Raw genomic sequence first — 13,736 nt, forward strand, 5'->3', positions numbered from 1 at the left:
CGCCGAAGGAGTGACACGCATGGGCAGACGGTCCGACACACCCACCACCAGCGGCACCCCGCCCACGGGACCGGCGTCCTTCCTCGCCGCCGCCGCCGCGCTAGCCGCCATCGACGACGCCGTCCGCACCGCCCGGAACACCGCCCCGCCCGAGGCCGGCGCACCGGACGACGGACCGGAACCCGCCCTGGCCGCCCTGCTGCTGCTGCGCGAACTGCGCGCCGAACTCGCCGGCTGGGAAGCCGGCCTGGTCGACGCCGCCCGCGCCGAGGGCGCCACCTGGGCCGACCTCGCCCACCCCATGGGCGTCGCCAGCCGCCAGGCCGCCGAGAACCGCTACCTGCGCCTGCGCCCCGCAGGCGGCGCCTCGGCCGACACGGAGACCGGCGCCGAACGGGTCAAGGCCGTACGCGACCGCCGAGCCGCCGACCGCGCCGTCACCGTCTGGGCCCGCGACAACGCCGCAGACCTGCGCGTCCTCGCCGCGCAGATCGCCACCGCGTCCGGCCTCGCACCCCGGGCCCGTCCCGCCGTCGCCGCGCTCACCGCCGCCCTCGGCTCCACCGACCCGGCCGACCTGGTCGCGCCCCTCACCGAGATGCGCCCCCACCTCGCCGCCGCGCACCCGGACCTCGCCGACCGCCTCGACGACTTCACCGCCCGCACCGACCGACTCCGCCATGACAGCGACCAACGACGCATCTGACCCCCGCACCACGGCCGAGGAACGCTGGCGGCACATCGAAGACCGGCTCGCCGCCATCGAGCACCGGATCCGCGAACACGGCAATGCAGCCGTCGCCGCCGCCGACGCCCACCTCGCCCGGCTCGCAGCGATCCGCCACTCCCTCGCCCACCGCCCCTGGCCGCCACACTCCCCGACCCCTGCCACACCGCCGCAACCCGCGCAAGCCCCCGTCGAGAGCCCACCCGCAACGGTCGGCCACCAGCGCGCACGGACCGTTCCGGACGAGTCGGCACAACCCGGTGCGGCCGACAGCCACCCGGCGGCCATCCCGGTACCCGCGTGACACCGATTCCAGAACGGCTCGACCGCGACGCCGGGAGCACGGCCGGTCGGAACCCGCCGGCGGCAAGCGAGGCCGCGGGGACAGGTCATCGACGAGAACCCCGCCCGCGCGCCGAGCGGACGGCGAGGAACCCACCACGTCCCCGATGAGAAGGAGGACACCGACGGCAAGGAGGAAGAGCATGCCGTGGACGACGACACCGACGACACCCAGCACGATCGCCACGATGACGACCACGAGGAAGGGAACCGTCACACGGCTCCCTGCGCGAGACGGGGGCGTTCAGCGGCGGGCGAGCTGGCGCTCCCCGCCGGCGCCCGGCTGGTAGTCCAGGCCGTAGTGCCGAAAGACGGCTTCCTCGTCGCCGGCGGGCAGGACGTCGTCGGTGCCGATCGCCGGGCAGTCCTTCACCAGCGCCTTGTCGTAGACCACCTTCACGTACCCGGGCCCGACCGAGGCGCCGTCGAGGGGCACGAACACCAGGCGGTGCCGCGTAACCAAACCCACCTGCACGGTGGCCATGGCCGGCTCGTCCGTGCTGGTGTCCACGTAGACCGCCTCCATCGTGCCGATCTTGTGACCGCCCGCATCGACGACGTCGTGCGTGCGCCACTCGCGGATGTCGCCTACCTGGATCACCGTGACTCCCTCGCGCCGCCCCACCCCGGCACGTCCCCGTGCCGCCATCACCGTCCGGTCGCGACACCACTCGGTGGCTGCGACCTCTGCACTCAGTACCTGGACACGTACCAGCCTGCCCCCGCACGAGCGCGGACACCACCAGAGCCACACTGGCGCGAATCCCAATCTCCGTCGACACCGGGAGATCGTGTGCACCGGCCCACAGGCGCGCGTGTTCAGCCGGCGCGGGCGTCGATCGGCAGCCACCAGCTCGGGAACTGGCTCGTCTCCCGGCGCGCCGCGGCGGAGGTGCCCGAGGCCAAGCCCGGGGCCCTCCGCCCCGGAGCGGCGACGGGCATTGGAGGAGATCGACCCGAGCTGGTGCCCGGCGTGGCCGATCAGGTGGCGGTCGCCGCCACCACCCTGCTGTGTCGTCGGTAGCGTCGTCGACCTTGCCGATGTGGCCGTCACTGGCCTCGACCCTGTAGCCGGTCAGACCGGTGCCGGGCGTGTGGAGCGATTCGGTGCTGAAGCCCCACATTTCAGAGATGGTGTAATCCTTCTCCTCCCCCGGGTGGTCGGCCGCCCGCGGCCGCACGAGTGCATGGCGCTCGCGCGACCGGGCCGTCACCGCTTGAACGCGTCCTTCGCCTTGGCGCCGGCCTGCTTCGCGTCGCCCTTCATCTGGTCGGCGCGGCCCTCTGCTTCGAGGCTGCGATTGCCGGTTGCCCGTCCGACGGCCTTCTTGGCGCCGCCCTTGACCGTTTCGGCCTTGTGAGCGGTCTTCTTGCCGATACCCATGATGGTTCTGTCCTTCCTCTGCACGTCGGTGTGCGATCAGCCGGAGTCGCCGTCGCGTCCCAACAGGTGGGGTCTGCGGTGCCCGTTGGCGGGTGACGCCTCGCCAGCTCCGAGCGGTACGGCTTCCTGCTGGCGCATCGGGCCGGTCCTTGTCCCGGCGGTCTGCTCGTGGGCGCGGTGCGGTCCGCCGTCGAGCAGGTCGTCGCGCTGCTCGGTGAGGACGTTCCGCTGCTCGGTGAGGGCGTCACGCTGGTCGGTGAGCGAGTCGCGCTCCCGGGAGAGACTGTCCCGGTCGTCGGCGGCTGCGGTCGCCTCCACGCGGGCGGCGTCCCGCTCCTCGACCGCGGTGTCGCGGTCCTTCGTGGCCGCGTCCGTTTCACGGCGGGAGTCGCGCAGCCCGTGCCGGGCGGTGGCACCGCGCCGCGAGGTGCGACGTGCTCCGGCGAGCAGGAGGCCGAGGCCGAGCATGGCTGCCGCACCCACGATGATGCCGAACAGGAACAGCGTCCCGGTGGAACCGGTGAGCTGGTGGCCGAACACCGTGAAATTGCTCGTCAGGTCGTGCGCGGCGCCGGTGTTGGTGAAAATCCCGGCCAACGCGACGACGGCCGCGGCGATCAGGACGAAAAGTCCGAGAACAACAATCATGACTTCACTCCAGAAGATCTACGGCGTATACCTACAGCTAACTCCTGAAGTAGACTGAAAGATACACCGTAGGTCTACAAACTTTATGTCGGCCACCGGTGACCCCTAGCGACGGAAGGTGCCGAGATGACCACTCCACCGGCGATCCCGGCAGTCGAGGAACGCGACGCACCGACGGACAACAGGCTCAGCCGGGAGCGGGTGCTGGCCTGCGCACTGGAGATCATCGACCGCGAGGGCGTCGAGCGGATGTCCATGCGCCGCCTGGCCCGCGCCCTCGGCCACGACCCGATGAGCCTGTACCGCTACGCGCCCAACAAGGCGGCCCTGCTCGACGGCGTCACGGAGACCGTCCTCGCCGAACTCCGCGTCGACCCCACCGACCCCGACTGGCAGGGCCAACTACGCTCCCTCGCCCGACAGTTCCGCCGCATCGCACTCGCCCACCCGCACGTCGTACCGCTCCTGGTCACCCGGCCCCTCGCCACCCCACTGGCCCTGCGCCCGCTCGGCACGCTCCGACCCCTGGAAGCCACCCTCGACTTACTCACCCGCGCCGGCTTCACCGACACCGGCGCCCTCCACGCCTACCGCGCCCTGTTCGGACTGCTCAACGGCCACATCCTCAACGAACTCCAGGAACTGGTCGACAACCCCGACGAGACCGACGCCCTGCTGCGCCTGGGCCTATACCGGCTACCGATCGCCGAATTCCCGCACCTGCGCAGCCTGGCCGACACACTGCTCGCCTACGACGGCGCGGCCGAACTCGAACGCGGCCTCGACATCCTCTTCACCGGCCTGACCACCACGCCCCCATAGCGCCCCTGCACAGAAAAATGGGGCCGGAAGCGTCGACCGCCGAGCGAAAGGAAAAGGAACGATCCCCGCCCAAGACCCGGAAAGGGAAAGCAGCACATTCCCCGCCGCAGATCCTGACGGAGAATCACACCAGGGGGAGCAGAAAAACGGAGCACACCATGATCGTCCTCGGAGTCATCCTCCTCCTCATCGGACTCATCGCCGGAATTCCCTTCCTGTGGACCATCGGCGCCGTCGTCGCCCTCATCGGCGTCACCCTGCTGGTCATGGGCGCAGTCGGCCACGAGGTCGCCGGCCGCCGCCACTACTGGTGACCACGGACGCCCACCTGCGCCCGCCGACACCGCACCAGAGCCGTTCCCACCCCATCAGGGTGGGAACGGCTCGTATTCCGGGCCACCCCGGGTGTGATCCGGTTCCCGTTCCCGTTCCCGTGGCCGGTCGAGGCGGCGCCGGCCCGGCCGATCGAGGTCCTACGTGAGCGCGCCCAGGGCGAGCTGGTGCAGGCGAAGTGGGAGGGGACCGCCTCCTTCACGGACCGGGTCACTCCACGTTGACCACCTTCCACGACTGGCTGTCGGCGTTCGTGTCCGCCGTCTGAACGAGTTGCGTGCCTCCCGAGGACACGTCGACCGCCTTGCCGCTGTTCACGTTCTTGAGCTTGTAGTAGCCGGTTCCGGCGGCGACCAGTGTCCAGTGCTGGTCCGCGGCATTGGTGTCGGCCGACTGGACGATGAACGCGCCGTCCGCGGTGGAAGCACCGCTGACGTCCATGACAAGGGCACTGTTGCGGCTGACGACCTTGTAACTGCCGTCACCCACCGGGACGAAGCGCCAGTTCTGGTTCCCCGCTCCGGAGTCGGTCCACTGGATGACGTTGGCTCCGGCGGACAGCGATCCGCCGGACACGTCGATGGCCTTGTTGCTGCTCTTGTTGACCAGCTTGTAGTTGGCGCCCGCCGTGGGGAACTGGATGGAGGCGAACGCGTCCACCGCGCAGACGGTGTTGGAGGCGGCCGTGTTCTTCGTCCCGGTGCACACCACCCGGATCGTGTGCGGGCCCGCGGCCAGGTCCGTCTTCTCGAACAGCGGCACCTGCTTCGTCACCGTCGGGGCGTAGGCGTCGACGCCCGCCTTGGTCAGGGTGCCGTCGAGGTAGACGTCCACCTTGCCCATGTTCGGCTGCGTCATGCCGAGGTACCGCACGCCCGAGCCGGTGAACGAGAACTCGGCGTAGTTGCCCGCGGTGCTCGTGAACTTCTCGGACCCGTTCATGTCCTTCGTGTCGTTCCAGTTCGACCAGGTCCCTGAGTAGGTCACACCCGCGGCCTTGTCGTCGACGTGGTTCCAGCGCTGCCGTACGAGGGCCTTCGACGCGGGGGACGCCTTCCCCTGGGCGTCCACGACGTAGAGGCGGTAGTCACCCGCCGCCTGCGGGACGCTGATGCTCGTCGAGGTGCCGCTCGCGCTGGTCATGGTGGGACCGGCGGCGAACGTCGTCGTACCGGCGGGAGCCAGCCACAGCGTCTTCGTCGCGTCCTTGGGGCTGCGCACCGGGATGGTCATCACGCCCGTGCCGGCGAAGGTGCTCGCGGACAGCGCGTAGTCCTGCGCAGCCGTGACCGCGGCGGGAAGGAGGTTCTTGTAGGCCTCCTCCAGACCCGCGTTCAGGGCGATGCCGTACGCCTGCGACGGCCACACGTTGTCCCCGTAGCCCCGCACGTCCGTGACCGTGCTGTTCGGGATGCTCCTGCCGGCGATCTTGTTGACGGTGCCGTAGTTGTTGGTGAGCGTCAGGTCGTGCTGCCGGCCCCAGGTGCCGGAGTTGATGGCGAAGTACACGCCCGGGTCGACGTCGAGCACGTTGTCGTGCTCGTTGATGAAGGCGGAGCCTTCGTCGGGGTGCAGGCCGTACTTGTGGCCGGCCGGGACGCCCTTGATGTAGTTGTTGCTGATCTCCGTTCCCGGCTGGCTGCCCAGCGTGTAGATGGGAGCGGAGTCGCCGAGCACCTGCATCGTGTCGAAGATCTCGTTGTACTTGATGGTGTTGTTCTTGGCCGTGGTGGTCGGGTTCCCGGGATTGATGGAGTTCGTCGAGCCGTCGAAGTTCCACCAGCCCCAGCCGAGCGTGATGCCCGCCCACGGGGACTTCTCGATCCGGTTGTGCTGCACGGAAAGGGAATCGACGAAGTACGCCGACACCGGGCTGGACCCCTCGAACAGCACCGCGCTGTCGTAGAGGTAGTTGTCCGTGACGGTGATGTTCTTGCAGAGGCCCTCGACGTTCACCGGGTACTTCTCGTGGTTGGTCGAGGTGTGGTCCCCGATGTACACGTGCTGGGGGTGTCCCACGGTGAGGGCGGACCCGGCGATGTCGTTCGTGACGTTGCCGGTCAACTGCGTGTCCGTCACGTCGTTGGCCAGGGTGATTCCGTCGGCGCCGGTGTGCTGCACCGTGTTGCCCTGCAGGACGATCCCGTCGGCGTTCTCGATCTGGACGGCCGCGGGCGGCAGGTCGACGTTGCGGTAGGTGTACGCGTGGAAGTTCTGCTTCGCGTACACGTTCGTGCTGGCGTTGCCCTGCTGGCCCTGCCGGAAGACGGAGCCCGCGACGTTGACCAGGTTCCAGTCGGAGTGCTCGATCGTGAGCCCGGAGAACGTGATGTTCCTCGCGTGGTCGGTCGTGGACGTGCCGCCGATGTCCAGGATGGTGGACACGTTGTTCGGCGCGAAGACCTGAGCCGTCGTCATGTCATCGGAGCTGGACTTGTCGTAGTACAGCGTGTGGGTGCTCTTGTCGAAGTAGAACTCGCCCGGCTGGTCCAGGAACTCGTACGCGTTCATGATCGTGTGGCTGCCGCTGCCGGCGGCGAACTTGGCGTACGCCGATCCCTGGGCGATGGCCGCGCCGGGTTGCTGGAACAGGGCCACGCGGTTGGCGCCGTCCGAGCTCGTGGTGATCTGACGGACGCCCACGATGGCCGTGTTCCAGGTGCTCATCGACTTGATCTCGACGTCGTCCTGGTTGGAGGCGATGGCCGGCAGGTCGGAGAGGCTGTACTTGGCGCCGTCGCACTGCGAACCCGACTCCCAGGCCCAGGGAGCCTGGCCCGCCGTGACGCTGTAAGTCCCGTAGCATCCGGCCGAGTTGATCGTCTTCGACGCCATCTGAGCGCGCTTGTCGTTGACGTAGAGCGCGCGGAGCTTGTCGTCCCGGTTGAGCGTGGCCTTCCAGATGTTCCCGCTGTGCTGCGTCCAGCCGGTCACCTGGACACCTGCGTCCAGGACCGGCTTCTCGCTCGGGAAGGCGGCATAGACGACACGGTGCCCGTTCGTGCCGGAGTCCGCCGAGGTGAAGTCGACGGTGCTGCTCACCGGGTAAGTGCCGCCCCGGAGAAAGACGTTGATGTCCCCGGTCATGTTGCTGTCGACCGTGCGCACGACGTCCCGCGCGTGCTGGAGGGTCTTGAACGGCGCCGTGATCGTGCCGGGGTTGGCGTCGTCACCGCCGGGGGCGACGTAGTACGTCGCCTGGGTCGCGGCCGCGGCCGCGGGCGGCGTGGCGAGGGAGGCCAGCAACGTGGCGGAGACGGCCGCCGCAAGCGCCACTGGCGCCTTGCGGACGACGGAGGTGAGGGGTTTCATCCTGATCCATCCTGGTGGCTCGGACGGTCGAGCAGACGCTCATCGCGGCTCGGTGACTTCCGTGTGAAATTAGCCGCCCTATCGCCAGCCACGTCAAGGGTTTACACAGGCTTCATTTCGACAAAGCAGTGCATCGATACTCTCCTGGATGGAATTATGTCCGGTAACTTCCCATAGGCCCCTTCAATCCTCAGGGTTATTGACATGCAATCTCACCACTAATGAGTACTACTCATTTCTGGCGCGCGAACGAGTCGGCCCCGCTGCCCGTCGGGGCAGCGGGGCCGGTACGGGAGCGTCAGACCACCGCTAGCCGGTGACGCGCTGGAAGGTCCACCGCTGGTTGGTACTGCCCCGGTCGGAGTACTGGATCAGCGCGGCGCCGTCGGCCGTACCGCCCCCGCTGACATCGAGCACCTTGCCGCTGTTGCGGTTGACCAGGGCGAACTGGCCGCCGGTCTGCGGGCGCAGCTGCCACTGCTGGCTCGCCCGGCCGTCGGCGGTGGCCTGCACGACCCGTGCGCCGTCCGCCGTCGAGGAGCCCGCCACGTCGAGGACCTTGCCGCTGTTGACGCACGTGATGGTGTGGTAGCCGTCCGCCGTGGACTGGAAGGTCCACTGCTGGTTGGGCACGCCCTTGTCGGTCCACTGGACCAGGCCCGCGCCGTCCGCCTTCGAGGCGCCGCCCACGTCGGCGACCTTGCCGCTGCGCACGCTGACGATCTTGTACGCCTTGGCGGCCCCGAGGGCGTACTGCACCGAGTCGAAGTCGACATAGCCGGTGCCGTCCGGGTTGTAGGTGTAGAGGCCGACCCGGTCGCCGCGGTAACCGCCCCAGGTGAGCTGGTAGGTCGCGCCGAACGAGGCGAAGGTGGTCCCGTCGAGGCTGTAGGAGAACCGGCTGACCCCGTTCACGTCCCAGGTGGTGCGCAGCCACACGGCGTTCTGCGTGAGCACCGGACCGTCGGTGAGGGTGCCGTTGACGTTCTGCGAGATCGTGGTGGTGGTCCCGGAGCACCGGACGCCCAACCCCGCGTAGGTGGCCGCGTAGTGGCACAGCCCGGCGAACTGGCCGTCGGCGAGGCCGTCCAGTTCGATGCGGACGGTCACCGTCGCGCCGCCGGCCGCGCGCAGCACGCGTTGCGTGAGGGTGTTGCCCACCTTGGTCAGGTTGTCGGCCGCCAGCGGTGCGAACGCCTTCAGCCGCAGGTAGCCGGGGCGTTCGGTCAGCGACCAGTGGTCCGCGCGCGGCTGGTAGTACCACTCCCACTGCGGCTTGATGCGAGTGTCGGTGAACAGGTCGCTGGTGACCACGGGGGGCAGCGCGTCGAGGGGCAGGCCGGGCGTGCCGCCGGCGGGCACCTGGCCCGTCCACACCATGGTGCCGATGCCGTCCGCACCCACCTGGCCCAGGATCGGCCAGCCGTCCACCCAGGTCACCGGCAGCAGGGACAGCGGCCGCCCCTCCCAGTCGCCGTGGCCGTGATGGGTCACGAAGTACCAGGTGCCGTCCGGAGCCTGCACCAGTCCGCCCTGGTTGGGCTCGCGGTCCACCGCGGCGTTGACGTGCTCCAGTTGCTTGGTCTCGAACGGGCCGGTGAGGCTGGTACCGCGGTTCATCATGAGCACCCGGCCCTCGGGCTTCACCTCGCTGTACAGGTGGTAGTAGAGCCCGTTGATCTTGTAGAGCTTGTTGGCCTCGCTGCCCGGCGACTGGTGGATCACCGTGGACGGGCCGACCAGTGACTTGCCGTCGTCGGACAGCTTGAACAGGTGGATCTTGTAGCCGTCCGAGTAGTGCGTGGTGACCAGGTAGCCCTGGCCGTCGTCGTCCCAGAACGGGCACGGGTCGTCCCAGCCGGAGGTCCGCCACACCGCCGTCAGCGGGTCCCACGGCCCGGCCGGCGAGGGGGCCGAGGACATGAAGAAGCCCTCGTCGGGGGTGTTGAAGTACACCCAGTACCGCCCCGCGTGGTAGCGGATGGACCCGGCCCACACGCCGCGGCCGAAGCGTCCCATTCGGTCCCAGTTCAGCAGCGGTCCGATGGCGGTGACGTCGTCGACGACGCCGCCGAGCGTCCGCCAGTTGACCAGGTCCGTCGAGTGCAGGACCGCCACGCCGGGCGAGTACCCGAAGGTGCTGGTGATGCCGTAGTAGTCGGCGCCGACCCGGATGCAGTCCCAGTCACTGAAGTCGCCCGGGAGGACCGGGTTGGCGTAGGTGCCGTCGCCCTGGTCGCCCCACGTCCCCGCCGGGGGCGCGGCCGCTGCGGCCCGGCCCGGTGGCAGCAGTCCCGGCAGCAGGAGCGCCCCCGTGCCGACCGCCGCGAACCGGCCGAGCTGACGTCTGGTGATGTCCATGAGTCCGTCCTTGGTCAGGGGAAACCCGCCGGTCGTCAGAGGCGCCGGCAGGTTTCTTCGAGCGAACATGACGTGGTGCCCGAACGGTCGGGCAGCGGCCGGTCGGGACCGTCCGGGGGAACGACTTTCCGCGTCCGCTCGCCGCCTCCGGCGCCCACCGATCGATGACGACGACCTCACGTCGGGCAAGCCGGTGTCCCGGATCGCTACACCGCCGTGAAGGTCCACAGCAGGTTGGAGCTGCTGTTGTAGGTCCACTGCTTGGTGACGGAGCCCGACGAGACGCTGCCGCCGCCGTCGAGGACCAGTCCGGTGGTGCGGTTGGCGATCGAGTAGCTGTTGGCCCCACGGGGGGTGATCTTCCACTGCTGGTTGGTGCCGCCGTTCCACGGCGCCTGCTGGGCGGCGGAGCCGGCGGTGGTGGCGCCCCAGCCGTCGGCGACCATGCCGTTGGTGCGGTTGACCAGCTTGTAGTAGCCGCCGCCCACGTCGAGCGCCTGCCACTGGAGGTTGGTGCTGCCGTTCCAGGTCCACTGCTTGAGGTTGGACCCGGAGGCGACGTTGCCGCCGCTGTCCAGGGCCAGGCCGTCGGTGACGTTGGTGAGCCGGAAGTACGTCGCCGGGTTGAACTGGACCTTCAGCGAGGCGATCTGGTCGTTGTTGCCGGTGGCCCTGAGGTCGGGGTTGTCGGCGGTGAAGGTCCAGGCGGTGCCGGTGAAGTTGTCCGCCGAGTAGCCGATGACCTGGAAGCCGGGGGACGTACGGAGGGAGGAGATGGCGGCCGCGCCCACACCGGCCGCGGTCAGGTCGGCCGCGGTGTACTCGCCCACGGTCAGCGCGGCGGAGGTGCCGGTGTAGTTGACGTCCTTGTAGGCGACGGCGCCGGCCGGCGGCAGCAGGTCCGGGATGGCGCCCGAGAAGGAGAGCTTCAGGACGTACGCGTTGGCGCTGTACGGCGCGGAGGAGGGCAGCGTGACCGTGAGGCCGGAGGTGCTCTGCACCGGTGCGGCCAGGTCGATGGTGGCGCCGGCGGTGGATCCGAGCAGCTTCACCGAGGTCAGCGACGAGAGGGTGATCCGGTCCGAGCTGAGGGTCTTGATCGTGAGTGAACTGCCGGGCCAGCCCAGGACGGTGGCGTACAGGACGTTGTTGTCCTTGTTCCGGGTGAAGCGGATGTCCTGCGGCGTGCCCGCCGTCGGGTTGGTGAAGGAGCCACCACCCATCCTCGTCGGGCCCTCGCCGTAGACCGTCCAGGCGCGGGTCGAGTAGATCGACTCGCCGAAGCGCTTCAGGTGGTCGCCGATGCCGAGCAGGACGTCCTTCTGCCCCTGGGGGATGGTGCCGTCGGCCATCGGCGCGATGTTCAGCAGAACGTTGCCGTTCTTGCTGACCCGGTCGATGAACGAGTGCAGCATCTGCTGGATGCTGTAGTAGCCGATGCCCTGCGTGTAGCACCAGCTGCTGCTGGAGATGCTGTCGTCGGTCAGCCAGTAGGGGGTGGTGAGGTCCGCCGGGCCGCCGCGCTCGTAGTCGAAGACCTCGCCCTTGTTGTCGAAGCCGTCCTTGTAGGTGGCGATGACCTCGCGGCCCCAGGAGTTGGCCTGGTTGTAGTAGTACGACAGGAAGTTCAGACGCTGTGTCTCGTCGACCTTGTTCAGGTCGAAGTCCTGCCAGAGGATGTCCGGCTGGGCGCGGTCGACGACCTCCTTCAGCTTGTCGTACCAGAGCTGGTTCTCCGCGGCCGAACCCAGCTGCCCGTAGAGCTTCTTGAGGCTCGGGTCCGTCTGGGCGGGGGCGCTCTCGTAGAAGCCGTTGAAGTTGAAAGCGTGGTGCATGGCCACCAGCAGCTTGAGGTTCTTGGCGCGGATCGCCGTGGAGAACAGCTGCAGCAGGTTCAGCTTCGGGCCCTTGGCGACCGAGTTCCACTCGTTGACCTGGCTGTCCCACATGGAGAAGCCGTCGTGATGCTCGGCGACCGGTCCGGCGTACTTGGCGCCGGCGTCGCGGAACAGCTGCGCCCACTCGTCGGGGTCGAAGTTCCCGCCGGCCGACTTCAGCTTCGGCGCGAACTGCACGAAGTTGCCCGCGAGGTCCCGCGCTCCGTTGATGAAGTTGTGGTAGGGCCAGGCTGACGGCTGGCCGTAGGTGGCGATGTGGTGCTGGTTGGCCACGCTGCCGGCCTTGTACATGTTCCGCGGGTACCACTCGCTCTCGTACGCGGGAACGCTGAAGACCCCCCAGTGGAAGTAGATCCCGAACTTCGCGTCCTGGAACCACTCCGGAGCCGCCGGGTGCTGGTCGACCGAGGTCCAGTCGGGCGTGTAGGTGCTAGGTGCCGCCTGTGCGATGCCGGCCCCGAGGCCGCCGCCGGCGATGGCTGCCGCAGCTACACCTGCGGCGACGGACAGGAACTGACGTCGGTTCAGAGAATTCGCCATGAGGACATCCCTGCAGTGGGGTCGGGAGAGAGAAGGGCAAGGTAGACCGGGGACGTACGGCGTGCACCGCCTGGAGCACCGGCGGTTACGCAAGAAACTCGTCCATGTGACGCCCCGGTGTCAACGGGTGTGCTGGGATGAAAACGCGTTTCTGGACGATCAGTTGTCCGCATATGAGAGCTTTAGACCGGTTCTTTCGACCCGAGACATCACATGTCTGTGGCCTGTCCGTCCGATTGATGGGATCGATTCCGTGGTGCTGCGCACCGACGCCGACGACGGGCCGGAGGGCCGTGCGCTCGCCTTCACCACCGGACAACGTCGCCGTCTCCGGCACCGCCGAGGACCGGGTCATCGAGTACGTCGACCATCCGCACGAGCACTTCGTCGACCCGACGGCCCGGTCTGGACGGCCCGCGGCGACGTGCGCGCGGCCGCGACCACCTCGCACCACTGACGAACCGTCCGGCGGGCAACCGTCCCAGTATCATCAACCTCAGCCTCGGCATGGCGACTTCGGAACCGGTCGGACGTGCCTTTCGCGAACGGACCCGGACGGAGTGCGCGGTGTCTCTGACGGACAAGGCCATCGCGCAGATCCGGGAGCTGATCCGCAGCGGAGCGCTGCCACCGGGCTCGAAGCTCCCGCCGGAGCAGGAGTTGGCCGCTCAGCTCGGCCTCTCCCGCAACCTCGCCCGGGAGGCCGTGAAGGCGTTGGCGGTCGCCCGCGTCCTGGAGGTCCGACGGGGCGACGGCACCTACGTGACCAGCCTGCAGCCGAGCCTCCTCCTGGAGGGGCTCGGCGGCGCGGTGGAGCTGCTGCAGGGCGATTCAGCCGCGGTTCAGGACCTCATCGAGGTACGGCGGCTCCTGGAACCGGCCGCCACCGCGCTGGCCGCCACCCGGATCTCCGACGCGCAGCTGGCCGAGGTCGAGCGGCACCTGGAGGCCATGCGCGAGGCCCGCGACGACGTGGAGCTGCTCAACGCCCACGACGCCGCGTTCCACCGCGCCGTCATCGCGGCGACCGGCAACGAGACGCTGCTCACGCTACTGGAGGGCATCTCCGGGCGTACGCTGCGCGCCCGCACCTGGCGCGGCCTGGTCGACACCCATGCCTCGGGCCGGACCGTCGCCGAGCACGAGGCGATCTTCCGGGCGCTGTCGATCCGCGACGCATCGCTCAGCCGGGCCGCCGCCCTGATGCACGTCAGCAACACCGCGCTGTGGCTGAGCGAGCACCTGCGTTCGGGAGAGTCCCTCCCGTGGGCATGAAGCGCCGCGGGGTGTCGGCCCGGCCTCGACGCAGGTGGTCTCGGTAGGCGTCCGACGGGACAGCCGCCGGGCGCGCCACCGCTGGAGCAGTGGT

The 13,736-nt window shown here is 69.0% G+C and carries 11 protein-coding genes; 5 read left to right on the forward strand and 6 right to left on the reverse strand.

Annotation, left to right across the window (positions count from 1 at the left end; genetic code table 11):
* Nucleotides 1–19 precede the first annotated feature (19 nt).
* Nucleotides 20–706, forward strand: coding sequence for a hypothetical protein (locus AB0K51_RS12840; protein ID WP_363453654.1), 687 nt, complete (start codon nucleotides 20–22; stop codon nucleotides 704–706).
* Nucleotides 681–1,031 carry a hypothetical protein gene (locus tag AB0K51_RS12845; RefSeq protein ID WP_363453656.1) on the forward strand — a complete coding sequence of 117 codons (351 nt, stop codon included), beginning with the start codon at nucleotides 681–683 and terminating at the stop codon, nucleotides 1,029–1,031. Before AB0K51_RS12840 ends, AB0K51_RS12845 begins: the two co-directional genes overlap by 26 nt.
* 282 nt (nucleotides 1,032–1,313) lie before the next feature.
* On the opposite strand, the gene AB0K51_RS12850 is transcribed toward AB0K51_RS12845, so the two are convergent.
* The 3 genes from AB0K51_RS12850 to AB0K51_RS12860 all read right to left on the reverse strand — a co-directional run bounded on the left by AB0K51_RS12850 (nucleotide 1,314) and on the right by AB0K51_RS12860 (nucleotide 3,101).
* Entirely contained in the window at nucleotides 1,314–1,670 is a 357-nt protein-coding gene (locus AB0K51_RS12850; protein ID WP_363453658.1) for a PRC-barrel domain-containing protein, read from the reverse strand.
* Nucleotides 1,671–2,279: 609 nt separating this feature from the next.
* Entirely contained in the window at nucleotides 2,280–2,453 is a 174-nt protein-coding gene (locus AB0K51_RS12855; protein WP_363453660.1) for a CsbD family protein, read from the reverse strand.
* Between the two features lie 36 nt (nucleotides 2,454–2,489).
* The gene (locus AB0K51_RS12860; protein ID WP_363453662.1) at nucleotides 2,490–3,101 is read right to left on the reverse strand and encodes a hypothetical protein; all 612 of its coding nucleotides are present in this window, start codon (nucleotides 3,099–3,101) and stop codon (nucleotides 2,490–2,492) included.
* A 126-nt stretch (nucleotides 3,102–3,227) separates the two neighbouring features.
* Here AB0K51_RS12860 and AB0K51_RS12865 point away from each other — a divergent pair, with 126 nt between their 5' ends.
* On the forward strand, nucleotides 3,228–3,923 hold the full coding sequence (locus tag AB0K51_RS12865) for a TetR/AcrR family transcriptional regulator C-terminal domain-containing protein (protein WP_363453664.1): 696 nt from the start codon (nucleotides 3,228–3,230) through the stop codon (nucleotides 3,921–3,923).
* A gap of 158 nt (nucleotides 3,924–4,081) precedes the next feature.
* Entirely contained in the window at nucleotides 4,082–4,237 is a 156-nt protein-coding gene (locus tag AB0K51_RS12870) for a hypothetical protein (protein WP_363453666.1), read from the forward strand.
* Between the two features lie 229 nt (nucleotides 4,238–4,466).
* Here AB0K51_RS12870 and AB0K51_RS12875 read toward each other — a convergent pair whose 3' ends face one another.
* The 3 genes from AB0K51_RS12875 to AB0K51_RS12885 all read right to left on the reverse strand — a co-directional run bounded on the left by AB0K51_RS12875 (nucleotide 4,467) and on the right by AB0K51_RS12885 (nucleotide 12,367).
* Complete coding sequence (locus AB0K51_RS12875; protein ID WP_363453668.1) at nucleotides 4,467–7,568, reverse strand: RICIN domain-containing protein; 3,102 nt, start codon at nucleotides 7,566–7,568, stop codon at nucleotides 4,467–4,469.
* A gap of 309 nt (nucleotides 7,569–7,877) precedes the next feature.
* Complete coding sequence (locus AB0K51_RS12880; protein WP_363453670.1) at nucleotides 7,878–9,929, reverse strand: family 43 glycosylhydrolase; 2,052 nt, start codon at nucleotides 9,927–9,929, stop codon at nucleotides 7,878–7,880.
* Nucleotides 9,930–10,135: 206 nt separating this feature from the next.
* Nucleotides 10,136–12,367 (reverse strand): alpha-L-fucosidase, encoded by a 2,232-nt coding sequence (locus AB0K51_RS12885; protein ID WP_363453672.1) that lies wholly within the window; start codon nucleotides 12,365–12,367, stop codon nucleotides 10,136–10,138.
* Between the two features lie 567 nt (nucleotides 12,368–12,934).
* On the opposite strand from AB0K51_RS12885, the gene AB0K51_RS12890 reads away from it, so the two are divergent.
* Entirely contained in the window at nucleotides 12,935–13,642 is a 708-nt protein-coding gene (locus AB0K51_RS12890; protein ID WP_363453674.1) for a FadR/GntR family transcriptional regulator, read from the forward strand.
* Nucleotides 13,643–13,736 lie beyond the last annotated feature (94 nt).

This window comes from Kitasatospora sp. NPDC049285 (assembly GCF_040678815.1).
GTDB lineage: Bacteria > Actinomycetota > Actinomycetes > Streptomycetales > Streptomycetaceae > Kitasatospora.